The organism is Bacillus sp. ILBB4 (assembly GCF_035064545.1).
In the GTDB taxonomy this organism is placed as follows: Bacteria; Bacillota; Bacilli; order Bacillales; family Bacillaceae_H; genus Priestia.
In genome coordinates, this window is the sequence record NZ_JAIQVD010000003.1 from 561,886 (window position 1) to 584,430 (window position 22,545).

Here is a 22,545-nt window from a genome sequence, read left to right on the forward strand (position 1 = left end):
TAGTTGCTTCTAGCTGTTAATTGAATCGATGTAGTTATGTCTCATTCTCTTTTGATACAGGCAAGTCTAAGTCTGAACGTTTACTTCAGTTTTGTTTATTGCGAATATATTCCTTCTCTTCAAAGTAAATGACAGCATTTTTATGCTGAAATTGCTATAATATACAAGCCGGTACATATACTAAGGCGACTGAAAATAAAGGAGTTTTGATTAATGACAAAAATAAAATTAATTTCACATAACGATTTAGACGGGGTAAGTCCAGCACTGTTGGGTCGGTTAGCGTTTAGCGATGACAACTTTGATTACAGCACGGTAAGCATTGGCCGCATCAATGACACAGTGACACATTTTATTGAAGAAGAAAACGATGGAGACACAGCTTTATACATAACGGATATTAGCGTAAATGAGGAAGTAGCGGAAAAATTAAATGAACTGGTAAAAAAAGGCCAGCAAATCACTCTTATTGACCATCATATCTCTGCTCTTCCACTAGCTGAGAAATACGATTGGGTTCATGTTATTGCGGAAGATGAAAACGGTAAAAAGACGGCAGCTACATCTCTTTTCTATGACTACTTAGTGCGCCGCAACATGCTCCAAAAAACGGCGTTGCTTGATGAGTACGTAGAACTTGTGCGCTTATTTGATACGTGGGACTGGTTCCATGAAAATAACTTGAAAGCAAAGCGCCTTAATCACCTATATTATCTAATCCCGCATGAAGAATTTAAAGAAACCATTCTAGAAACACTTCGTGAATCGTATCATACTGAAAATCAAGAATTTACGTTTACGGACAAACACGAAATTTTACTAGAAGCAGAAGAAAAAAAGATTGAAAAATACATTTATGACAAACAAAAACAAATCATAAAAGAAAGAGTTGAAATTGATAAAACAGCGTACAACGCAGGGATTGTATTTGCAGATACATATCAGTCTGAGCTAGGAAATGCACTGTGTCTAGAAAACGAAGATATCGACTTTTCCGTTATGGTGGACATGGGACGCCAAAAGATTGGCTTCCGTGCAGTAAAAGACGAAATCAACTTAGCAGAAATTGTTGGGCACCTTGGAGGAGGAGGTCACCCAAAAGCTTCTGGATGCAAGTTAACGGCTGAAACGTTTGCTCTTTTCGTCACGGATCACTTGTTTAAAGACGAAGAAAAAAGTGAATAAAGCGTATAAGGAGGAGATGATATGTCGTTTAAAGATTTAGTTGTTGTTGTTACCGGAGCTGCGAACGGAATAGGTAAAGATGTATCCCGCGCATACGCGAAACAAGGAGCAAAAGTGGTATTGGCAGATGTGGACGAAACCGAAGGAGAGGGTCACGCAGAAGCTATTCAAAGACAAGGCGGAGAAGCCATTTTTGTGAAAACAGACGTCCGAAAAGAAGGCGACATTTTAAATCTCGTTGAAAAAACGGTCAGTACGTATGGAACGATACATATTTTGATTAATAATGCAGGCGTTTCCCGCTGGAAATCACCGTATGAGCTAACCATTGATGAATGGGATGACATTATCAATACGAACCTGCGCAGCGTGTTTCTATGCTCTCGCGAAGCAGCTAAGGTGATGAGAAAAAACGAAAGCGGAGGCTCCATTGTAAACTTAGCTTCTACAAGAGCTGCAATGTCTGAACCTCACACAGAAGCCTATGCGGCTACAAAAGGAGGAATCGTTGCTTTAACTCATGCACTTGCCATTTCACTTGGTGATGACAATATCACAGTAAACGCTATTTCTCCAGGATGGATTGAGACATCTGACTACGATGGCCTTCGTGAAATCGATCATACGCAGCATCCGTCTAACCGGGTGGGAACGCCAGCCGATATTTCAAGAGCGTGTATGTACTTAACAAACGTTGAAAATGATTTTGTAACAGGAGCTAACCTCGTAGTAGACGGGGGAATGACGCGAAAGATGATTTATGAACATTAAGCATCTGTGAAAAAAGACTGCCGTATCTAGCGGTCTTTTTTCATATAATCAAGAAAGGAAAAAGATAATCATTTTTTTTCTTGACAGACTAAAATAATCATTGTAAAGTAAGTTACATAAAGTAATTAAATTTCAATTAATATTTTTTTAGTTTAATATCTCGAATTAGAGATATAAGAATTCATTATACCTTGTTTATCTCCTTTTATCAGGGGGAAGGGTATAAACATGCAATTTAAGTTAAAAAAACAAACAATTAGGAGTGTGGAAAATGGGTTTTTTAGATAAATTATTTGATAAATCAAGTGATCAACAACAGGTTGGAAAAGATTTTTATGAAGCAATTAAAAACCGACGTTCTATTTATGCAATTGATAAAAATGTAAAGATATCAGAAGAAAAAATTGAAGAAATTATTAACTTTGCGGTGAAACATACCCCTTCATCATTTAATTCTCAAAGCGCACGCGTAGTTGTTTTATTTGGCGAACAGCATGATAAAGTATGGAATATTACGAGAGAAACGCTTCGTAAAATTGTTCCAGCTGAAAATTTTTCAGATACGGATCAAAAAATGAACTTATTCGGAAGCGGCTATGGAACAGTTCTTTTCTTTGAAGATCAAGAAGTAATTGAAGGATTGCAAAAACAGTTCGCATCTTATAGCGAAAATTTCCCGGTTTGGTCTAACCAATCATCAGGTATGCTGCAGCATGTGATTTGGACAGCGCTTGAGCTGGAAGGCCTAGGAGCAACTTTACAGCATTACAATCCATTGATTGACGGTGAAGTAAAAGCAGCTTGGAATATTCCAAGCTCATGGAAATTAATTGCTCAAATGCCATTTGGTAATCCTGTGGCGCCAGCGGGCGAAAAAGAATTTCAACCGCTAAGTGAACGTGTAAAAGTATTTAAATAAGAAAAAAGAGGTACGGACAAAATTATTTTAGTTGAAGCAAAATCCGAACGATGAATCGTTCGGATTTTTTCATTGGTATGGCAAGCGTAGGTGTTGCGTATGTAGCTGCTTCTAGCGGTTGATTTCCTTATGTCTCAGACCCTTTTTTTAGTAAATAGTTTGAATATTCTTTTATGTTTAACCTAAGAAAAATGCGGTTAAATAGGAGGAGTAGTCCTCAAATCTTCTGTGGAATTTATGCGCTATACATAAGCAATTCAACGATGTTTTACAAAAAAATAAAGTTTTTAACTTGGTTTTTTAGAGAATATTTGTTAACATATCCACTTGTGAGGTCTTAGTAAGAGGAGGATGATGTAAAGAATCCCATATCGGACGCAAGGGCGTAGATATGTGGAGTGGGAATTTTAAAGGAGGATTTTATGTCTGATCAAGGAAATCAAGGAAAATTTAAAAAATCAATATCGTTACTTGACCTAACGTTAATTGGGATGGGAGCTATTTTTGGTTCCGCCTGGTTATTTGCGGTTAGTAACGTAGCGTCAAAGGCTGGTCCAGCCGGAAGTTTTTCGTGGCTGATTGGCGGAGTCATTATTTTACTTATCGGTTTAGTGTATGCTGAACTTGGAGCAGCGCTGCCGCGTACCGGTGGAATTATCCGTTATCCGGTTTACTCACATGGTCATTTAGTGGGTTACTTAATTTCATTCATTACCATTATTGCTTACACAAGTTTGATTGCCATCGAGGTAACGGCTGTACGTCAGTATGTTGCGTTTTGGCTTCCTGGTCTAACTAAACATGGTTCTGAATCGCCTACTACAATCGGCTGGTTATTTCAGTTCGCGTTATTAACGCTATTTTTTATCATTAACTACGTAAGTGTAAAAGCATTTGCTAAGTCAAATGTCATTATATCTGTGTTCAAATATGCGGTTCCTCTTACAATTATCGTCGTGTTAGCTTATCACTTTAAATCAGCTAACTTTACAACTGGCGATTTTGCTCCGTTTGGTTTTAATGGTATTCAAGCAGCCATTTCAACAGGTGGCGTTATGTTTGCTTACCTAGGACTTCACCCTATTGTTTCTGTAGCCAGTGAAGTTAAAAACCCGCAGCGTAATATTCCAATCGCGCTCATTATCTGTATTGTACTTTCAGCGATTATTTACACAGCACTGCAAGTATTGTTCATTGGTAACATCCCGGCTGATATGCTATCAGGAGGATGGGGAACAATTCAAGAGCAATTCTCTTTACCATTTAAAGATATTGCACTTATTTTAGGCCTTGGCTGGTTAGTAACGCTTGTTATTTTTGATGCTATTTTATCACCAGGCGGTAACGGGAACATCTTCATGAATACAACTTCTCGTTTAGTTTATGCTTGGTCTCGTAATGGAACATTATTTAAACGTTTCTCAAAAGTAGATAAGAAAACCGGAATTCCACGTGCGTCACTATGGCTATCATTTGGAATGTCCGTATTCTGGACACTGCCATTTCCTTCTTGGGAAGCGCTAGTAAACGTATGTTCAGTGGCACTTATTCTGTCTTATGCGATTGCGCCAATTTCAGCTGCTGCATTCAGAGTAAATGCAAAAGACCTTAAGAAGCCTTTTAAATTAAAAGGCATGAGCGTTATTGCTCCTGTTTCATTTATTTTCTGTTCCTACATCGTATATTGGTCAGGATGGACGACAATTTCTTGGCTGCTAGGATCACAGCTTCTAATGGTTGTTATCTACGTAGCGTTTAAGAAATATGTACCAACTGACGTCGTAAAATTTGCACAGCAGCTTAAATCTGCTTGGTGGCTAGTTGCTTATTATATTATTATGCTTGTTATCTCTTATCTAGGTTCATTTGGTGGAGGACAAGGTGTGCTAAGCAACCCGCTTGACTTAATTTTAATTGCTCTTGTTTCACTTGGTATTTTCTACTGGGCGAAATACACAGGTTTACCAAAAGCAGTTATCGATACAGATGATTAATAAAAAACACGGCATGAATTCATGCCGTGTTTTTCGTTTGTATAGGCGTGTACTCTATTTATTTATCAAACAGCCATGTTTTTAATATAGCAGCATACTCACGAAAGTAGGCTTGAAGTTTAATTGAATTTGGTGTCTTTGCGCCTAAAGGATAAACATCAAAACCTTGGCGCTTGGCAATAATAGAAGCGCGAAACAAATGAAAATCACTGCTAACAAGCACGACTTTTTTGTGTTGAATATCAACTTTCTGTTTAGTAAAAGTAAAATTCTCAAAAGTAGAAGTTGACTGATCTTCTTTTATAATTCGATTCTTTTTAATTCCTTCTTTCCGCAGAAAACGATAGGCTGCCTCTGCTTCAGAAATTTCTTCATCGGATCCTTTTCCGCCCGTTACGATAACTTTTGTTTGTTGATGTGCTTGTAAATAAGATAAGGCCGTCTTTACTCGTTCTTTTAAACTAGGAGACATTTGATCACCATCTACTTTAGAACCTAAAACGAGGACATAATCTGCGTTATGTGGAACAGACTTGTGAGCAGTTTGATACATACAAAAAGATATAATTACTATATAAAGAACAAGCGAACCAATAAAGGTATAAATCATTTTTTTCTTCAACTGTGAGCACCTTCCTAGCTATTTCATAAGATGTTTGGAAAATAATTGTTATTATAGCATGCGAGACCCAAATAAGTATAAGCACAGTAATATATAATAATAGAAGAAAATCGTTATTGTGAATGGTTATAAAATTCGTTACAATAAAGAATAAATGATTTTAAAAGTGCCTCTAAGGAGGATAATAGGGAAATCGGTGTAAATCCGGTGCAGCCCCCGCTACTGTAAATGTGGATGAACCTGCAAAGACCCACTAGTCAAACTAGGAAGGGTGCAGAAGTAAAATGAAGCATAAGCCAGGAGACCTGCTTTTAAAAACCCCTTATTTTTCGGTGGGAGAAATAAGTCAAGACAATGTGTTAATGAGCGCATGACCAAACCTTGACTTTTACAGTTAAGGTTTTTTTATGTGGTAGGGAGTGGAAAAAGTGAAAAAAGGAAAACCGCTTATGATTCAAGGAACGCACTCAGACGCTGGAAAAAGCATGATTGCTACAGCATTTTGCCGTATTTTTAAAGAAGACGGCTATCAAACTGCACCGTTTAAATCGCAAAATATGGCGCTTAATTCATACATTACAATGGATGGAAAAGAAATTGGCAGAGCGCAAGGAATTCAAGCAGAAGCGGCTGGAGTAGAAGCAACAACCAATATGAACCCTATTTTAATTAAACCAACTCGTGATCATGAATCTCAAATTGTCGTTCACGGAAAACCGCTACGTAATATGTTTGCTTTTCAGTATCGGCAAGAATTTTTTAATGAAGGTTTAAACGTTATCACGGAAGCTTATAAAGAGCTTGCCAGTCATTATGATCGAATTGTGATTGAAGGCGCTGGAAGTCCTGCTGAAGTCAATTTGAACGATCGGGAACTCGTAAATATGCGCGTTGCAAAAATAGCCCAAGCGCCTGTTGTGTTAGTAGGAGATATTGATAAAGGAGGAGTTTTTGCGAGCCTAGTGGGTACTCTTCAATTGCTTCCAGATGAACACAAGTCTAGAGTTATCGGGGTGTTAATTAATAAATTCCGAGGAGATTTAGAACTTTTAAAACCAGGTTTGAAGTGGTTTGAAGAATACACGGGTGTTCCGGTTCTAGGAGTTATTCCTTATATGAACAACGTGGAAATTGACGCGGAAGATTCGTTATCACTTAGAAATTACTCAACGCTTGTGAATCCGTTAAAAGAAATTGATATTGCGGTTATCTCGTACCCGCGCATCTCAAATTTTACAGACATCGATCCTTTAAGTTTAGAAGAAGACTGTCACGTGAGGCTTGTAACCAAGCCGTCGCAATTAGGTACGCCTGATTTAATTGTTTTACCAGGAAGCAAAAATACGATTGAAGATGCTCAGTTTTTACAAGAAAGCGGCCTGGCTCTAGCCATTAATCAAGTTTTGAACACAACGAACGTTCACGTCATTGGCATCTGCGGAGGATATCAAATGCTAGGGGAGACAATTACAGACCCTGATGCAGTAGAATCTCGGATTGAATCCATTAAAGGGCTGGGCTTGCTTCCGGTGGAAACCGTTATGACAACCAGCAAAAAAACAGAAAGAGTTTCTGGGTATGTCCAGCTAGAAAGTGAAAGAGTTTCGATTGAAGGCTACGAAATTCATATGGGAAAGACGATTTCTAAGAGCACCACGGAAGCTTTTGCAGTGGTAGAGCATGAAAAAGAAGGAACGGTTAAAGACAACGTCATTGGCACGTATGTTCATGATGTGTTTCATAACGATGCTTTGCGCAGAGCTTTGCTTAATCAAATTCGTAAACATAAAAAATTGCCGCCTATTACGGACACATTCAACAGTCGCCTGCAAAAAGAGGAGTCTTTTTCAAAAGCAGCAGCATATGTGAGAGAAGCCGTAGATATGGAAAAGCTGTATCATTTAATAGACAACTATAAAAGCCCGGAGCAAACACAAAAAGTATAGCTTGTAGGGGCTTTCGCTTGTTTTTTTACTGAGAACTTTAGTACGCTATTCTACGTTGCCTAGTTCAACAGTCTAGCACTCGTAACAAATAAAAGATGATTGTTTCCAACTTAATGCATGGTGGAAGCATGGTTTATGGACAGGAAAATGAATGGTTAATGTAATGTAAAACATCACGCCTCGTTTCCTAGAGGAGCTGAACGTATTGATTTTTAAACGTATTTTTTTTAACAAAGCATCTATTTTATACATAGTCAGTTTATTTATTGTATGTACTTCGGTAATTATGGGCGTATTTATTGGTACAGTTTCGTTAACCGTAGGAGATACAATCAAAATTATTATTGGCCACCTTACCGGGCTATCCTTATATCACGGTCCGGAAAACATGGATTTAATCATTTGGCAAATTCGTTTTCCAAGAGTACTGGTGGCATTTTTAGTAGGAGCTTCGCTTTCAATAGCAGGGGCTGCCTTTCAAGGGCTATTAAGAAACTCTCTTGCCGATCCTTATACGATCGGGGTTTCCTCAGGTGCAACCCTTGGCTCTGTCATGGCAATTTATTTTCATTGGAGTATTTTTGGTTTGTCTATCTTCACGCTGCCTGTAGTCGGCATTGTATCTGGTTTTATTACTCTTCTTTTAGTTTTTGGTATTACGAAACTCGCAAGCGGCAATTTGGCCAATGAAACCATCATCTTAGCGGGGATTATTTTATCATCCTTTATGAGCGCGCTTATTTCATTAATTGTGGCTCTTTCTCCCGAAGAAGATGTAAGGCAGGTTTTATACTGGCTAATGGGAAGCGTATCAATGAGAGGATGGTCTCATATTCAAATTTTAGGGCCGTTCTTTTTGATCGGTACAATTATGCTGTTGTTACATGTAAAAGAGCTGAACGGCTTAGCATTTGGCGATCAATCCGCTCAGTTTATGGGAATAGACGTAAAGAAGAAAAAAAGAATGATTTTAATAGGTGCATCCGTATTAACAGGGGCTGCGGTATCAGTATCTGGGGCAATTGGATTTGTTGGCTTAGTTATCCCCCACGTAGTGCGTCTCGTAGCGGGAGCTAATCATAAGCATGTACTGCCGCTTTCTATTTTAATTGGAGGAAGTTATTTGGTTTTAGCAGATTTATTGGCACGAACGATATTAGAACCTCGTGAACTGCCGATTGGAGTCGTAACCGCCTTAATTGGTTCGCCAATTTTTACCCTGCTCCTTGTAAAAGAACGTATGCGGAAGAGAGGAATATCATGATTGAACTATATAATGTGACAGGAGGATACGATAAGCAGCAGCCAACCGTTCGTGACATCACGTTCACCGTAGACAAAGGTTCTTTTGTCGCTTTACTAGGACCAAATGGAAGCGGGAAAACAACGCTTATTCGCTTAATTATGAATGTATTAACCATTCAATCAGGAGAAGTGAAGGTGGAAGGAAAGTCAGTGAAGGCTTATTCACCAAAACAACTGGCGCAAAAAGTTGCAGTCATGACGCAAGAAAATCAAATTGGGCTAGAATTTACGGTTCAAGAAATTGTTTCACTTGGACGTTACCCTTATCAGGCAAAAGGATTGTTTAGCACTGTATCAGCACAGGATGAAGAAGTGGTGGAAAGCGTGATGAAATTAACAAACGTCTGGCACTATAGAAATCATACTTTTCAATCGCTAAGCGGTGGAGAAAAACAGCGGGTTTTACTGGCTAAAGCACTAGCGCAAGAACCTGACTACTTACTTCTTGATGAACCAACGAATCACTTAGATGTAAAACATACAATGGAACTGCTTCAGCTGTTAAAAACTTTACAGCAGGAAATGAGCTTAACGGTCCTGGCCATTTTGCATGATCTCAACATCGCCTCGCTGTTTGCAGATAATGCCGTGTTGCTGAAAGATGGAAGAGTAGAAGAAACTGGGATGGATGCCATTTTTCAGGATGCAGCTACGTTAAAAAGAGTATATGGGGTTGATTTGCATGTATTTCACCATCCCGCTGTGAACAAGCGACAAATTGCTTTTGTGCCGCCGTATCAATATCCAGAGACGGACTTCCATGAGTTGTATCAGTTACAAAAGGAACCGGACAACCTATGTTTATCCTTTGCTCGTCCTTTGAGAACTCTTTCACTGGGTTCAAATGAAACAGGTCTAGACTGGTGTCAAGAAATTGTTCAACAGCAAAGCAGTGCTAACGCGGCGTGGAAATCTGCGTCTTTATATAGTCATGAAGTTCGCTTAAAAGACGATAAAGGTTACTCGTGGCTGGCTGTGCTGACACATGGACAAAAAGAAAACGAAGTAAATATTGTTCTACTAACAAATGCGCCGCTTTCGGACGGGAACTTACTTCATGCTGCGATGAAGGTAATTGAGTACCGAGCTTTCTTAGGAAAAACAGGACGTATTGTTGTAGCATCATCTCATCATAAAGAAGAAAATCAAGAAGAAATTTCAGAGTTCTTGATGGAACGCCTCCAAAAAGAATTACAACTATTTATGGAAACAAAAATGACCGACAGTTGCTTTAAATAAGCAGTAGCGGTCATTTTTTATTCTTCGGAGTGATCATCAGACTTTTCTGTTTCACCTCCTGAACTCATCGTTGTCTCAGTTGTATGTTCATCAATCTTTTTTTCTTTTAGCTTAACAGAAAACAAGTCTTTGACTTCTTCATCTACTTGATCAGAGTCAGCGCTGTAAGTGGTGCCGATGTTTAAGTGACCGGTCAAATCTTTAATGCCTAGCTGGCCGAAATTATTACTAAGATCAATTTTGTCTAACAATACTTTTTCGACCATGATTTTTTCAACAACAATGGACTGCTTTGGCTGAGTTACTTCATCAATCTTTTTGTCAAGAGTTTTCACCATCTCATATAAGGCTGTATTGGACGATTCTTCCTTTAACGCAGAGAGCTGATTTTGAATAGCTTCGAAATTAGGAGCTGACTGCATAGCCGAGAGTAAATGAGCTGTTTGCTCGTGCAGTTGAGACAGTGATTGAATAAGGTGAGCTGATTCATTTAATTGCTGATGAAGCTCTTCTATTTTAGGGATCGCGTCGATTAAACGCGTCACTTGATCAATAATTCCCTGCAGGTTCAGCGCTGAATCTGACGAAAGAGCAGGTTTTGTGAATTCAGCTTCAGCAGAGGTCTTAGGCTCCATTTGGCTAGGCAACTTCTTTGGCTGTTGAGGGGGTTTTTTTAGATTAGACTGTTTTTTAGCTTTCATCTTTTCGGGTAATTCTTTCCGCTTTTGATTAGAACGTTGGTCTATGGGACCTGCTTTTTTTTGAGTTGGAAGGGAAGACGGATTTATTTTACGGACTGTTTCAATTTTAGGCGATTGTTTAAACCACTTAGAAAACATGAAATTCCCTGCCTTTCATGCTACGTATAGTTCTGCACAATAAATTACAAATCAAATTTCACATGCAAAAGACCATCTTTAAATGATGCGTGACACGGCGCTTCCCCTACAGCAGGCGGAAGGATGATTGATCGTTGAAACGTTCCTTCACGTCTTTCTTTGTGAAGAACATTTGCATCCTTCACGGTTAAAAGAGATGAACCGGATATGTGTAAAGTATTTTCGTGCATGGTCAATTCGACATCTGTTCGTTTAGCACCGGGTATTTCAATTACAACTAACAGCTGATTTGCCCATTCATATACATCAATTAAAGGATAATCTCGATACTCATTTACAATTTGGGGAGAAGCATCTGCTTCCGTATCATTCTTTTCTTCATGATCATCATCAAAAATCTTTTCCCAAAATTTCGTATGGTTTTCTTCTTGTAACGTTTCTGCCCACTTTTTAAATTTTCCGTGATTCATATTTGTCACCTTCTTTAAAAAAATAAAACAAGGCCTTTTGCAGCTTTCTATTTTATATGTATGCATGAAAACAGAAAAAAACGTCCACTTTAATCTAAATCGTGGACGTCTATTTGAGACATAGGAATATTAATATGTTTAGGCATCCGGATTTCCAACACTCCGGAACGATAGATGGCGCGTGTGCCTTTTTTGCGAACCGAACAAGGAAGCTGAATTTCTTCTTTGAAGGATTCTTCTCCATCTATTCCTTCAATCGTACACACATATGGCGTATGATAGACTTTAATGCTTGATACAATATCGCGGTTAGGGATTTTTAGCTGCACAATGCATTCATCTAATGTATTGATGACGTTTGAATCAAATCTTCTTGGCTTTTGTCCATGACCTTCAGTTCCCATATCCTGCTGTTCTTTCATCATGTCTTGGGCTTGCTTAAAGAATTCATTTCCTTGCATAAAATCTGGAAAAGAATGGGACATGGTAGAAGAAATCATTTGCTGAATATACTTATCCATGTCTTTAGATGCCATTCCTTTTGGGATATTTTCCATCATTCCTTTAAAAGGAGACTTTCCAAATGGAAACATATTTACACACCTCCTTGTAATGTGCCAAGTAAAATAACAAAATTGTTAAAGCTAAATTTGATTTCCAATTGGAGCTGAAGGGTTTGCAATTTGATCTTGATCACTTACATCAGGATCTAACACGCCCGTATTCATTTGAGAGCAAGTAGGAGAGAAGTTACCTAAAGAGAAATTCGCGCCGTTAAACTTTGAGTTCGCCGTGTGACTGTTTTGAATGGTGGAACCAAAATCAATATTTGCGTTTTGCGTGACACCGTTTGGTACGATATTAAAAACGTTAATTTGAAGAAGCATAAAGAGACTCCTTACTGTTTTTATTCATTCTACTCCAACAGTCTATTGCGTTCAGAGAGAATGTATTCACCGTTTGTCGTCATGCTGTTGACAAGCATTGCCCTATATCACTGCTGATAACCATTGACATGATCAACGTTTGCAATATCTGTTTGGTCATTTGTATCAGGATCGATATAAATGTTTCGCATTTTCGAGGAAGCAGGTGAGACATCGCCATAAGAAGAGTTCGTACCAGTGGATTTTGAATGAGCCGTGTGACTGTTATGGAGTGCTTCGCCAATGTTGACAGAACCGTTGCTTGAGATACTGTTGATCTTTAAATTATAAATGTTAATAACACTTGGCATACGTTCTCACCCTTTTCTATGGTTGATTAATGTATCCTATGATGATAAGTGCCTAAACGTTCACAATTCCTCATAACTAAAATCGCCTTTTCCGATTGAAGGAAAAAGCGATTGAGAGAGGATTACTTAATGATATGATGGGCTTATGAAATGGGTGCAATACGATAATTCTTTTTTTCTAAAATGTAAGAGATGCTTTGTTGGACAGTGGAAAATGTTCGCCAATTAAACTGAGAATCTACAAGCGAAAGAGCCATTTTTGAAGAAAGACCAACAATAAGGCAAGTGGTACCAATCAAACGCAAAGCATCGTGAAGCGTGTTAATATAATAACCATGTTCTTCATCTAACGAATGAAGGGAAGATAAATCAATAAGCAAATAGCGCGCCTGTTCTTTTACAACTGCCTCCAATACCGTTTCAGTTAGCTTCTTTCCACGTTCTATATCCATCTTACCGGTAATGGGCACAGCTAAAACCTCGTCCCATATCTTTAATAAAGGCGTGGACAAATCCTCAATTAACCGTTCTTTTTCAAGCTCTGCCTCGGCTTGATCTGTAAAGTCTAATAGCATAAGCAAGTAGCCATAACGCTCGCCGTCTTTTGTATCAATAGGGTGAATCACAGCTTCTGCTACGTATTGACTGCCAATCGTTATACGCGTTCGGTAGGTTGTATGAAGAGAGGTGAGTAATTTTTCCGCTTCTTCAGAATTGGAATGAAAGAAGTCCATATGCTTTCCAATTAACTCTTCGATATGAGATAACTGGTAGATTGGGAGTACTGGCTGGAGTGTTTCAATTGCTCTTGCATTCATCCACTGCACACGATAGTCTTTATCTGCAATGATCATGGTTTCTTGAATATTTTCTAAAATCAAATGTCCATTAAGCTTTTGTGGAAGCCGTCCAATTCCATTCATTCTCCATCTCTCCTTATGTGTGTATTAAGTTTATGTACATCTACTTTATATTTTACAGTGAAAAGAATGAAGAAGGCTATAAGAAATTTCTTAACGTGTATAGGGATCATGGTATGTAAAAAAACGTAGGAGTAAGCACTCGCTTCAATCAAAAAACTCCCCTGTGCAAAAGGGGAGTTCACCTTACTCATATGATTTAATAAAATCAACGTTGTATTTTTCAACGCTTGATAAGTGGAAATCTCTAAATGATGAATCAGGCGTATACCATGACTTTTCATCAAAATAGGCTTGAAGATCTTTCGATTTAAATACATACCCATGCCGCGCATAGATTTCATTTCGAGCTAGCCTTAGTTCACTCGAGCTCAAACTGCTAATATCTCTATAGCTTAATTTGTAAGAATCCGAACCAGGAAGAATATAAGAGCTTGAAGTAGCATAAGAGCGCGGCCCAGGCACGATCACTTCTCGTTCTTTTATGACGGTTTTTTCCTTTTCGACGGGCGGCGTTTGCATATTTAACATAATACTTTCTTCACTTTGAATAGTGTAGGGACTGCTTTTGAACGTTGTGCCGTCTTTTTGCACTTCAGCATGAACAGTGACGCTTCCATCCGTGGCAACAGGCCCTATTTGTGATGAGCTATTCACCTGCAGTCCCGTGCTTTTTCCATTTACGAATAAGATAGCGTCATCTCTATTCGATGAGATTGTAACGTAAGCCCCTTTAAATACCACAGATATATTTTCTTCTTTTTGCCGGTGAAAATTTACAGTGGTTTGATCTGTAAGTTTTCCGTAAGAGCTTTCATAATAAGCCGTAAGCGGGTAATTTCCAATCATAAAAGGCCCTATTTTTTGCGTTTGATTCTTGGATATCGATTGTTTTGTATCATTGACTGTAACCGTTGCATCCTCTGGCGTGGTGAGGGAGATATAATATGATGACGGCACAACCACGTACTGTTTTTTGAAGAGTAGTGAATGTTTCTGTTCTTTTATTGTGAAGTAGATACTCGATTTATTTTTTAAATCATTTTCAACGTCTCGTAAAATAGAACCATCGGAAGTTGCATCCAACAGTGCTTGAATAGATGTGTCATTAATAACTATAGTAGACTGCGAAGAGTCTAATAACTCTCTTAACACAGCTGTATCTTTCGATTCTAATGCCTCAATAAAGCGGTCAGCCGTCTTTTCTTCTGAGCCAGAGAAAAAGAAATAAAATACAAAAGTTAAAAGAAGTATAAGCGCAATACCTCCGCCAATATACCAGCTCTTTTTATGCTTAGCTGCAGCTGGCGACACGGTGAAAGAAAAGCCGCAGTTATTGCAAAATAATTGGTCTGTGCTTGCACTGGCCCCGCATTTTGGACATTGATTCATTCACACCATTCCTTTCTTTTCATTCCATTAAATGTATGGAACGTGTAGGTAAAACAGACCATTAAATGGGAAAAAGAATAGATTCAACAAGAAAGATAAACACACCAAACATGCACAGAAAAGGTGAGGTATGCTATGATAAGAACTATACATTAATCCGATAGGGACACTCTGTCATATAAAAAGGAGATGAAGCAAATGAGTGTTTCATTTGTAAATAAAAATCAAGAGTCTACGTATGAAAAATTGCTGCCTCTAGTCGAAAAATTTAAGAAACGAGCTTTTAAAATAGATGAAGAAGGTACGTTTCCCTTTGAAAATATTCAAGAGTTAAAAGAAGCGGGCTATACACGTCTTTCTCTCGAAAGCAAATATGGCGGAAATGAATTACGCCTTTATGATTTTTTATTATTTCAAGAATTAATTGCTCAAGGAGATGCTTCTACGGCTCTTAGTATTGGATGGCATATGGGGATTACAATGGACTTGCGTGAAAAACAGCCTTGGAATCAGCAAATCCTCGATTTTATTTTTAAAGAAATAGAAAAAGGTGCACTTATTAACACCGCTGCTACTGAACCGAAGACAGGAAGTCCTACTCGAGGAGGAAAACCGGAAACGACAGCCATAAAAACAAAAGAAGGCTGGCGAATCAACGGCCGAAAAACATTCACCACGATGTCTCCAGTGTTAAATTACTTTTTGGTAAAAGCAAGTATTGAAGGTGAAGAAGAGATCGGCTTATTTTTAATTCCTCGTGAAACAAGCGGGCTTTCAATAGAAGAAACATGGGATATGATTGCAATGCGCGGGACAGGAAGTCACGATCTTGTGCTAGAAAACGTCGATATTAAATACGACTTTCTTGTTGAACGCCTCGGTGGTTTTAAAAAGAATGAGCCAAGCGGCTGGCTTCTTCATATACCAGCTTGCTACATGGGTACAGCCATCGCAGCAAGAGATTATGCTGTCGCATTTGCTACAGAATATTCGCCTAATAGTATTGAAGGGACGATTAGCGAGTTGCCAAATGTGCAGCGTCTAGTAGGAGAGATGGAACTTGAACTCATGCAGGCGCGTCACTTTATGTACAGCGTGGCAAGTAAATGGGATGAGACCAGCGACCGAGCAGCATTAGCGGGAGAGTTAGCAGCTGTCAAACACGTAGTGACCAATAGTGCCTGTACGGTTGTCGACAAAGCCATGCGCATAGTAGGAGCGCGAAGCTTGCAGCGCAGTAATCCGCTGCAGCGTTATTATAGAGACGTGCGTGCCGGGCTTCACAACCCTCCAATGGATGATATGACGATTGTTAATTTAGCGAAGCAGGCGTTTACTAGATAAAACTTAATAACATGTTAAATGATGAAAAACTGCTTATTATAGGCTATTCTATAATAAGCAGTTTTTTCGTTGCAAGAGGAGGAATTGAAGATGAAGTCCGTAAGAGAAATTCAGCTGACACCCTATAATATCGCGTGGGAAAAGGAATTTTCAAAAGAAGCTGCCACCTTAACAACTATAATGTCAGCTCAAGTTTTAGAGGTTCATCATATCGGAAGCACTGCTGTTCCCGGCTTAAGCGCAAAACCGATTATTGATATACTTATTGAAGTGAAAGATATAAAGAAAGTAGATACATATAATCAGTGGATGGAACAGCTTGGTTACGAAGCGAAAGGTGAAAACAGCATAAAAGGAAGACGATACTTCCAAAAAGGCGGAAATGAAAGAACGCATCATGTTCATATTTATGAAAAAGGCCACCCAGAAATTAATCGGCATATATAGTTTCGAGATTATCTGCGTACTCACCCTGATACAGCAAAAGAGTACGAAACGTTGAAAATAGAACTAGCGCATCGCTATCGCTTTGAACCAGAAAAATATGTGGAAAATAAAACGAATTTTATTCATAAAATAGATGGGCTAGCTTTAAAATGGAGAAAGGGAAGCAGCAATAAGAATAGGAAAGATGATCTTAGATAAAAAGGAGGAATGAGCTTGACTCCAGTTCTAAATCGACAGACAAATACAGGAAAAAAGAAAAAAACAATATGGATCAGCCTGATATCCTTTGTTATTCTTTGTTTTGTACTTTGTACGGCAATTTCTCTTTATGTAGGCATAAGCCTGACAAAACTAGATAAAAATCCTGCTGTGAAAAATCCTGGTGATTACGGCATGCACTATAGCAATCAAGTATTTTTGAGCAAAGACGGAATAACCCATTTAAAAGGATGGATGATTGAACCAACGGAACAGCCAAAAGCGACCATTATTATGTCACATGGATACGGAAATAACCGTGAAGCACAAGGAGCTGGCTTTCTGCCGCTGAGTAAGGAATTTGTAAAAGCGGGATATCGAGTAGTCATGTTTGACTTTAGAGATTCAGGAGACTCAGAAGGAAATCAAACAACGATTGGTGTAAAAGAACAGCTCGATTTATTAGGCGTTATTCAGAAAATGAAAGAAACAACAAAAGAGCCAATTGTGCTCTACGGCATTTCAATGGGAGCAGCTACTTCTTTATTAGCAGCTTCTCAAGGGGACGACGTAAAAGCGGTGGTAGCCGATAGTCCTTTTAGTGATTTAACCTCTTATTTAAAAGAAAATCTATCTGTATGGTCTCATTTACCAAACTTTCCGTTTACACCGCTAACAATTGCTATTCTTCCTGTTATTGCAGATGCAAATCCTGCTGAAGCTAGTCCTATTAAAGCAGTCGAGCATATTTACCCTCGACCAATTTTATTTATACACAGCACAGGAGATACAAAAATTCCTTACACTGAAAGTGAAAAAATGGCTAAAACGCACCCGGATGCTTTTCACTTCTGGAAAACTGATAAAGCAGAACACGTTCAAAATTATCATGTATACAAAAAAGAATATGTAAAGCGCGTATTATCTTTTATTGAGCAATCGCTGTAAAAAAAAGAGGCTGGGACAAAAATATTTTAGACGAAATGTAAAACGAACCATTGATCAAGACTTTTGATTAGTGGTTCGTTTTTTTGTTAGGACAAACGTAGATTTCATGTGTGTAAATCTTTCTAGCTGTTGACGAAGACTCCTGCGGGAAAAGCGGAACAGGTGAGACCCCGCAGGGGCGAAAGCGACGAGGCTCAGCGACCGCCCGCGGAAAGCGAAGCCTTGCACGGAAATCAGCTGCGGTGTCTCAAACAGTTCAGCTCATATATCTCATTTGTTCATCTTTAGATGGGATTCATTTCGTTATGTCTCAACCTCTTTTAGCCGTTGATTTTACCTTGTTCTATAAGCTCAGCATATAAATTACGAAGAATGTAGGTTTTATAACTTTCTAGCTTTCTTCCATCGATTTTAGAGATATTGGCCGCTTTTAACTGCTGAACAAACCAGCCCTTTGAATAGATATGAGCCATTGTTAATCACTCCTTCAAAAAGATCCACTCTAAATAATTAACTATATTCATAAAAGGAACTAAAAAGAAGTGAACGAGGCAAATGAATTGACGTTCATTTTTTGCAGCGTTATACTGCTCTACAGCTACTTATAAAGGAGGAAATGAACAATGAGTAAACAGTATATAAACGTAAATGGCGTTAATTTGCACTACATAAGCAAGGGACAAGGAGATCTTATGCTATTTCTTCATGGGTTTCCTGACTTCTCGCATATTTGGCGACACCAGATAGATGAATTTTCTAATGGTTTTCACACAGTTGCTTTGGATTTAAGAGGATATAATCTATCTGAAAAGCCAAGCGGACTAGAATCATACGAAATTGATGTATTAGTAGAAGATATTCGCCAAGTGATTGAAGGTTTAGGATATAGCTCCTGCACGCTAGTTGTACACGACTGGGGAGCAGGAATTGGCTGGACATTTGCTTATCGCTATCCTGAATATGTACAAAAATTAATTGCTTTTAACGGTCCGCACCCTTATACATTTATGCGTGAGCTTAGAACAAATAAAAATCAGCAAAAAGCAAGTGAATATATGAAATGGTTTCAAAAACAAGAAGCACAGGACTATATGGAACGAGATAATTTCTCAGGTTTGCGTAAGCTTGTGATCGACCCAGGTGTAAAAAAAGGATATCTAACAGCTGATGATGTTCAAGCATACGTGAACTCTTGGGAAAATGGCTCTGTGCTGTCCATGCTAAGTTATTACCGCAACTTAAAGATTTTCACAGAAGAAGACCTTCAAAGAAAATCTTTGTTTCCGTTAGAAGAAGAAGTGTTAAACATCCCGGTACAAATTATTTGGGGAAATCAAGATCCTACTTTTATGCCTGAAAACTTAGATGGTATTGAAGAATATGTACCAAACATATCTGTTCACCGATTAGCTGAAGCATCTCATGCCCCTCAGCATGAAAAGCCTCACGAAGTAAACGACGTGATGTGGAATTTTTTAAATAAGTAAAGATAAAAAGAGGCTCAGACAAAAGTAGTTTAGGTGAAAGAAAATCCGAACGATGAATTGAGATTCTTGATAGAGAATCCAACTCGTTCGGATTTTTTTATTGCGCAGGTTTCATATATATAGTGGTTTCTAGCTGTTGATTGGAGGGAAAGGCGAAGTCCTGCAGGAAAGACCCCGCGGGGCGCAAACGACGAGAAGGCTCAGCGGCTGCCTGCAGAAAGCGAAGTCTTGAACGGAAATCAACAATGGTATTAAAAGTAATTCATACTAACTCATTTATCCCATTTGTTCGTCTTTAAATTGAATTTATCTTGTTCTGTCTCAATTTCTTTTTCTGTTAAATTTAAAATATTTATTCAAAAAGTGATCCAAATGAATAAGGTGTTCGTTAGGTAAGTAGAAAAGGAAGTACTTCTTAAGAAAAGGCGGTTAAAAACTTTTTTTAAAAAAAGTGATCCAACGTCACTCAGCGATCGTTTAGTAAATAGAAAGAGAATACTTCCTAAAAAGGATCATTAAATGTGAGGGAACATGAAAGTTTAATATATAGAATATTCAAAATGTTCAATCTATTTAATGGTTTAAGATGTAGTAAGAATGAAAAAAGTGGCGTACATCAACTAAAAATGAGGAGAGTGGAAAATGATGAAATTAAGTAAAAAATTAATGATCCCTGTACTAGGAGCTTCACTATTGATGCCGACTATTGCAAATGCGGAGGAAGTAAAACCAACGGCAGTAACAAAAGCTTCAGATCTACGAGCGAACTTAGACTACCTATTATCTGAACACTTTACGCTTGCCGTTGCCGCTATGACAACAGCCTATGACGGTTCTAAAGATGCTGACGCTGCGTTCAAAGCATTGGATCAAAATGCCGTCGACATGGAGCCAGCTATTGCTTCTATCTATGGTGATCAAGGAGCGGCTGAATTTGAACGAATTTTCAGAGAACACAACAATTACACAGATGATTTTGTAAAAGCAACAAAAGAAAATGACAAAGAAGCCATGGCGGAAGTAGATAAAGAAGTAGATCAATTCGTGAATGAATTTGCTAAATTTTTAAGCACTGCTACGGAAGGTAAACTACCTGAAGATGCAGCAAAAGAAGCGCTTCGCGTGCACGAAGATCAAGTAAAAGAAACGTTTGAAGATTATGTAGAAGGTGACTATGAGGCAGCCGCGAAGACATACCGCGAAGGATATCAGCAAATGTTCGCAATTAGTAAAGCGTTATCAAATGCAATCGTAACGCAAATGCCTGATAAATTCGACAATACAAAAGTAGATACACCAGCAGCAGATTTACGTTCTTCATTAAACAGCTTAGCAGCAGAACATTTTGCTCTAGCAACAATGGGAATGGAAAAAGGGTTTAACGGTTCAAAAGATTACGACTATGTTAGCTGGTTAGAAAATGCTAACACAGCAGATTTTAAGGCTGCAATCGGCTCAGTATATGGCGATGAAGGAGCTGCACAATTCGAAAAAATTTGGCAAGGAGATCACATCAATGCCCAAGCTGAATTAGTAAGTGCACAAGTAAAAGGCGATGAAGCAGGAGAAAAAGCTGCAAAAGATAAGCTCCATAAATTCGCGCAAGAATTTGGTGCATTCTTAGGAACAGCAACAGATGGAAACCTTCCAACTGCAGACGCACAGGCAGCTATAAAAGCACACGAAGATACGGTTATTAAAACATTTGAACAATATGCATCCGGTGACTACGCTGGAAGTTATGATACGTATCGTGAAGGGTATAAATTAATGTTTGGTGTTGGCCAAGCTTTAGGTGAAGCAATCGTAAAACAAAACCCCGATAAGTTTGCTGAAACAGCTATGCCAACAGATATGCCGAAAACAGGTATGGGCGGGGCATCTGAATCAACGATGAACCCACTAACAGCGATCTATATTGCACTATGTTCGTTAGCTGTGTTAACAGCTGGAGTGATTTTACGCAAGAAACCAGTAAGCAAATAATATTTTTTCTCCTTTTCCTTATGATTTACAAGTCAAGAGTCCTGAAAAAAAGAAGAGAGGCTGTTCTCTCTTCTTTTTTATAAACAGCTGTGAAATGAGGTGACGATGTGAAAAAAGCGATTGTTCTCGCCTACTGTATATTAAGTTTAGTCCTGCTTGTTAGCGGGGGACTATATTTTAAAGAACAAATGGTAGAAGCAAAAGAAACAAAGCAACAGGCTGCAGCTAAGCAAAAAGAAAAAGAAGCACAATCAAAGGATCTAAAAAGCCGGGTAACGCTTGAAGAAGAATTTGCTGTACTAAAAAAGCATAAAACAGAAGCCAAACAGTTAAACAAAGAATTTAAAGGAATCATCCCTGAAAAAGTGTCCATTCCTGCTGTTCATGTGGAGGCTTCAATTGAACAAGTAGGAGTATTAGACAGCGGTGAAATGGCAGCTCCATCTACAGAAAATGGAATTGCTTGGTTTGAACCAGGAGCTAAACCTGGCGTAAAAGGAAATGCTGTATTAGCAGGACACGTAGACAGTAAAACCGGCCCTGCAGTCTTTTACAACCTAAAAAACTTAAAAAAAGACGATGAAATTACCGTCAGAGATGCACAGGGGACCACGCTTACTTTTGTTGTTAAACGTATAAAAATCTATCCGCGAGATAAGGCACCTCTAAACGAAATTTTTGGGTACAGCAACAAACGTAATTTAAATTTAATTACGTGCACAGGCACGTTTGACCGTGCGGAAGGAACCCATCAAGAGAGGTTAGTTGTCTATACAGAACTAAAAGCTGACCAAGCAAAAGAATTGGAGCGTGAAGCAAATGCACCACAACCTCCTACACATGTAAAGATGAGCAGTAATTTGCTTACGTGGTACGCGGTACGAGAAGGTAATATTATCGGCTACCGAATTTATAAAAAGAATCCAGGCGGAACATTTGTCCATATTGGCAGCGTTTCGGAATTTGAGCGAAAAAGCTTTGCTGACTCCGACGCATCTCAAGCTCGTTACTATGTAACAGCTGTTAATGAGTCAGGAAAAGAGTCCGCTCCGTCTAGTATAGCGAAATAACAAAAAGCTCTCTTCAAACGGAGGGCTTTTTGTTATTTTTGATTGTCGATTAAAAAGATATCTTCTGCCTTTCTATTTATCTAAATGCTATTAGTTTTAATAGATAAATAAAAATTCCTTAAAAATAATACTTGAATAATATAAATATTCAGATTATTATGTACTGATAATCTTTTTTGGTAATTAAAAGGAAAAATCTAAAAAATTCTAAACGAAAAAGGAGAGA

General features: G+C 38.4%; 21 protein-coding genes, 1 pseudogene and 1 riboswitch. Of the genes and pseudogenes, 13 read left to right on the forward strand and 9 right to left on the reverse strand.

The annotated features are described in order from the left end of the window. The first annotated feature begins 213 nt into the window (after nucleotides 1–213). The 4 genes from LAV82_RS15095 (at nucleotide 214) to LAV82_RS15110 (ending at nucleotide 4,869) form a co-directional block, all read left to right on the forward strand. Nucleotides 214–1,185 (forward strand): DHH family phosphoesterase, encoded by a 972-nt coding sequence (locus LAV82_RS15095; protein WP_013057637.1) that lies wholly within the window; start codon nucleotides 214–216, stop codon nucleotides 1,183–1,185. Between the two features lie 21 nt (nucleotides 1,186–1,206). Then, a complete protein-coding gene (locus LAV82_RS15100) occupies nucleotides 1,207–1,956 on the forward strand; it encodes an SDR family oxidoreductase (RefSeq protein WP_211077950.1) in 750 nt (249 codons plus the stop codon). 271 nt (nucleotides 1,957–2,227) lie between these two features. Further along, nucleotides 2,228–2,875, forward strand: a complete 648-nt coding sequence (locus tag LAV82_RS15105) for a nitroreductase family protein (protein WP_499716352.1) — start codon at nucleotides 2,228–2,230, stop codon at nucleotides 2,873–2,875. Between the two features lie 422 nt (nucleotides 2,876–3,297). Next, entirely contained in the window at nucleotides 3,298–4,869 is a 1,572-nt protein-coding gene (locus tag LAV82_RS15110) for an APC family permease (protein WP_013057634.1), read from the forward strand. Nucleotides 4,870–4,927: 58 nt separating this feature from the next. Here LAV82_RS15110 and LAV82_RS15115 read toward each other — a convergent pair whose 3' ends face one another. Then, a complete protein-coding gene (locus LAV82_RS15115; protein ID WP_078081942.1) occupies nucleotides 4,928–5,491 on the reverse strand; it encodes a YdcF family protein in 564 nt (187 codons plus the stop codon). A gap of 147 nt (nucleotides 5,492–5,638) precedes the next feature. After that, nucleotides 5,639–5,818, forward strand: a riboswitch (cobalamin riboswitch). A 92-nt stretch (nucleotides 5,819–5,910) separates the two neighbouring features. Here LAV82_RS15115 and LAV82_RS15120 point away from each other — a divergent pair. From LAV82_RS15120 to LAV82_RS15130, 3 genes are all read left to right on the forward strand, one after another. Further along, the gene (locus LAV82_RS15120) at nucleotides 5,911–7,437 is read left to right on the forward strand and encodes a cobyric acid synthase (RefSeq protein WP_013057632.1); all 1,527 of its coding nucleotides are present in this window, start codon (nucleotides 5,911–5,913) and stop codon (nucleotides 7,435–7,437) included. 205 nt (nucleotides 7,438–7,642) lie between these two features. Next, entirely contained in the window at nucleotides 7,643–8,701 is a 1,059-nt protein-coding gene (locus tag LAV82_RS15125) for a FecCD family ABC transporter permease (protein ID WP_013057631.1), read from the forward strand. Then, a complete protein-coding gene (locus LAV82_RS15130; RefSeq protein ID WP_499716353.1) occupies nucleotides 8,698–9,981 on the forward strand; it encodes an ABC transporter ATP-binding protein in 1,284 nt (427 codons plus the stop codon). Before LAV82_RS15125 ends, LAV82_RS15130 begins: the two co-directional genes overlap by 4 nt. 17 nt (nucleotides 9,982–9,998) lie before the next feature. On the opposite strand, the gene LAV82_RS15135 is transcribed toward LAV82_RS15130, so the two are convergent. The 7 genes from LAV82_RS15135 to LAV82_RS15165 all read right to left on the reverse strand — a co-directional run bounded on the left by LAV82_RS15135 (nucleotide 9,999) and on the right by LAV82_RS15165 (nucleotide 14,839). After that, entirely contained in the window at nucleotides 9,999–10,820 is an 822-nt protein-coding gene (locus LAV82_RS15135; protein ID WP_499716354.1) for a hypothetical protein, read from the reverse strand. Nucleotides 10,821–10,864: 44 nt separating this feature from the next. Continuing rightward, on the reverse strand, nucleotides 10,865–11,290 hold the full coding sequence (locus tag LAV82_RS15140) for an Hsp20/alpha crystallin family protein (protein WP_025751247.1): 426 nt from the start codon (nucleotides 11,288–11,290) through the stop codon (nucleotides 10,865–10,867). 89 nt (nucleotides 11,291–11,379) lie between these two features. Then, nucleotides 11,380–11,883, reverse strand: coding sequence for an Hsp20/alpha crystallin family protein (locus LAV82_RS15145; protein WP_013083729.1), 504 nt, complete (start codon nucleotides 11,881–11,883; stop codon nucleotides 11,380–11,382). Nucleotides 11,884–11,934: 51 nt separating this feature from the next. After that, nucleotides 11,935–12,177 (reverse strand): spore germination protein, encoded by a 243-nt coding sequence (locus LAV82_RS15150; protein WP_013083728.1) that lies wholly within the window; start codon nucleotides 12,175–12,177, stop codon nucleotides 11,935–11,937. A 107-nt stretch (nucleotides 12,178–12,284) separates the two neighbouring features. Beyond that, nucleotides 12,285–12,527: a spore germination protein gene (locus LAV82_RS15155; RefSeq protein WP_013057625.1), complete on the reverse strand. Its 243-nt coding sequence runs from the start codon at nucleotides 12,525–12,527 to the stop codon at nucleotides 12,285–12,287. Between the two features lie 143 nt (nucleotides 12,528–12,670). Beyond that, entirely contained in the window at nucleotides 12,671–13,450 is a 780-nt protein-coding gene (locus LAV82_RS15160) for an STAS domain-containing protein (protein ID WP_013057624.1), read from the reverse strand. Nucleotides 13,451–13,633: 183 nt separating this feature from the next. Continuing rightward, nucleotides 13,634–14,839, reverse strand: coding sequence for a TcaA 3rd/4th domain-containing protein (locus LAV82_RS15165; RefSeq protein ID WP_499716355.1), 1,206 nt, complete (start codon nucleotides 14,837–14,839; stop codon nucleotides 13,634–13,636). Between the two features lie 198 nt (nucleotides 14,840–15,037). On the opposite strand from LAV82_RS15165, the gene LAV82_RS15170 reads away from it, so the two are divergent. The 3 genes and pseudogenes from LAV82_RS15170 to LAV82_RS15180 all read left to right on the forward strand — a co-directional run bounded on the left by LAV82_RS15170 (nucleotide 15,038) and on the right by LAV82_RS15180 (nucleotide 17,776). Continuing rightward, nucleotides 15,038–16,183, forward strand: a complete 1,146-nt coding sequence (locus tag LAV82_RS15170) for an acyl-CoA dehydrogenase family protein (protein ID WP_499716356.1) — start codon at nucleotides 15,038–15,040, stop codon at nucleotides 16,181–16,183. A 90-nt stretch (nucleotides 16,184–16,273) separates the two neighbouring features. Beyond that, nucleotides 16,274–16,828 (forward strand): annotated as a pseudogene (locus LAV82_RS15175) (GrpB family protein). A 15-nt stretch (nucleotides 16,829–16,843) separates the two neighbouring features. After that, the gene (locus tag LAV82_RS15180; RefSeq protein WP_211077958.1) at nucleotides 16,844–17,776 is read left to right on the forward strand and encodes an alpha/beta hydrolase; all 933 of its coding nucleotides are present in this window, start codon (nucleotides 16,844–16,846) and stop codon (nucleotides 17,774–17,776) included. 320 nt (nucleotides 17,777–18,096) lie between these two features. Here LAV82_RS15180 and LAV82_RS15185 read toward each other — a convergent pair whose 3' ends face one another. Further along, nucleotides 18,097–18,249, reverse strand: a complete 153-nt coding sequence (locus tag LAV82_RS15185) for a YflJ family protein (RefSeq protein WP_013057618.1) — start codon at nucleotides 18,247–18,249, stop codon at nucleotides 18,097–18,099. A gap of 150 nt (nucleotides 18,250–18,399) precedes the next feature. On the opposite strand from LAV82_RS15185, the gene LAV82_RS15190 reads away from it, so the two are divergent. The 3 genes from LAV82_RS15190 to LAV82_RS15200 all read left to right on the forward strand — a co-directional run bounded on the left by LAV82_RS15190 (nucleotide 18,400) and on the right by LAV82_RS15200 (nucleotide 22,319). Beyond that, a complete protein-coding gene (locus LAV82_RS15190) occupies nucleotides 18,400–19,263 on the forward strand; it encodes an alpha/beta fold hydrolase (RefSeq protein WP_499716357.1) in 864 nt (287 codons plus the stop codon). A 642-nt stretch (nucleotides 19,264–19,905) separates the two neighbouring features. Next, on the forward strand, nucleotides 19,906–21,249 hold the full coding sequence (locus tag LAV82_RS15195; RefSeq protein ID WP_499716358.1) for a copper amine oxidase: 1,344 nt from the start codon (nucleotides 19,906–19,908) through the stop codon (nucleotides 21,247–21,249). Nucleotides 21,250–21,356: 107 nt separating this feature from the next. After that, nucleotides 21,357–22,319 (forward strand): class F sortase, encoded by a 963-nt coding sequence (locus LAV82_RS15200; RefSeq protein WP_499716359.1) that lies wholly within the window; start codon nucleotides 21,357–21,359, stop codon nucleotides 22,317–22,319. The last annotated feature ends 226 nt before the right edge of the window (nucleotides 22,320–22,545 follow it).

Bases quoted from the DNA above. Each gene is read 5' to 3' on its own strand.
- LAV82_RS15095 (WP_013057637.1), top strand. From the start codon at position 214: ATGACAAAAATAAAATTAATTTCACATAACGATTTAGACGGGGTAAGT.
- LAV82_RS15100 (WP_211077950.1), top strand. From the start codon at position 1,207: ATGTCGTTTAAAGATTTAGTTGTTGTTGTTACCGGAGCTGCGAACGGA.
- LAV82_RS15105 (WP_499716352.1), top strand. From the start codon at position 2,228: ATGGGTTTTTTAGATAAATTATTTGATAAATCAAGTGATCAACAACAG.
- LAV82_RS15110 (WP_013057634.1), top strand. From the start codon at position 3,298: ATGTCTGATCAAGGAAATCAAGGAAAATTTAAAAAATCAATATCGTTA.
- LAV82_RS15130 (WP_499716353.1), top strand. From the start codon at position 8,698: ATGATTGAACTATATAATGTGACAGGAGGATACGATAAGCAGCAGCCA.
- LAV82_RS15135 (WP_499716354.1), bottom strand. From the start codon at position 10,820: ATGTTTTCTAAGTGGTTTAAACAATCGCCTAAAATTGAAACAGTCCGT.
- LAV82_RS15140 (WP_025751247.1), bottom strand. From the start codon at position 11,290: ATGAATCACGGAAAATTTAAAAAGTGGGCAGAAACGTTACAAGAAGAA.
- LAV82_RS15145 (WP_013083729.1), bottom strand. From the start codon at position 11,883: ATGTTTCCATTTGGAAAGTCTCCTTTTAAAGGAATGATGGAAAATATC.
- LAV82_RS15150 (WP_013083728.1), bottom strand. From the start codon at position 12,177: ATGCTTCTTCAAATTAACGTTTTTAATATCGTACCAAACGGTGTCACG.
- LAV82_RS15155 (WP_013057625.1), bottom strand. From the start codon at position 12,527: ATGCCAAGTGTTATTAACATTTATAATTTAAAGATCAACAGTATCTCA.
- LAV82_RS15160 (WP_013057624.1), bottom strand. From the start codon at position 13,450: ATGAATGGAATTGGACGGCTTCCACAAAAGCTTAATGGACATTTGATT.
- LAV82_RS15165 (WP_499716355.1), bottom strand. From the start codon at position 14,839: ATGAATCAATGTCCAAAATGCGGGGCCAGTGCAAGCACAGACCAATTA.
- LAV82_RS15170 (WP_499716356.1), top strand. From the start codon at position 15,038: ATGAGTGTTTCATTTGTAAATAAAAATCAAGAGTCTACGTATGAAAAA.
- LAV82_RS15185 (WP_013057618.1), bottom strand. From the start codon at position 18,249: ATGGCTCATATCTATTCAAAGGGCTGGTTTGTTCAGCAGTTAAAAGCG.
- LAV82_RS15190 (WP_499716357.1), top strand. From the start codon at position 18,400: ATGAGTAAACAGTATATAAACGTAAATGGCGTTAATTTGCACTACATA.
- LAV82_RS15195 (WP_499716358.1), top strand. From the start codon at position 19,906: ATGATGAAATTAAGTAAAAAATTAATGATCCCTGTACTAGGAGCTTCA.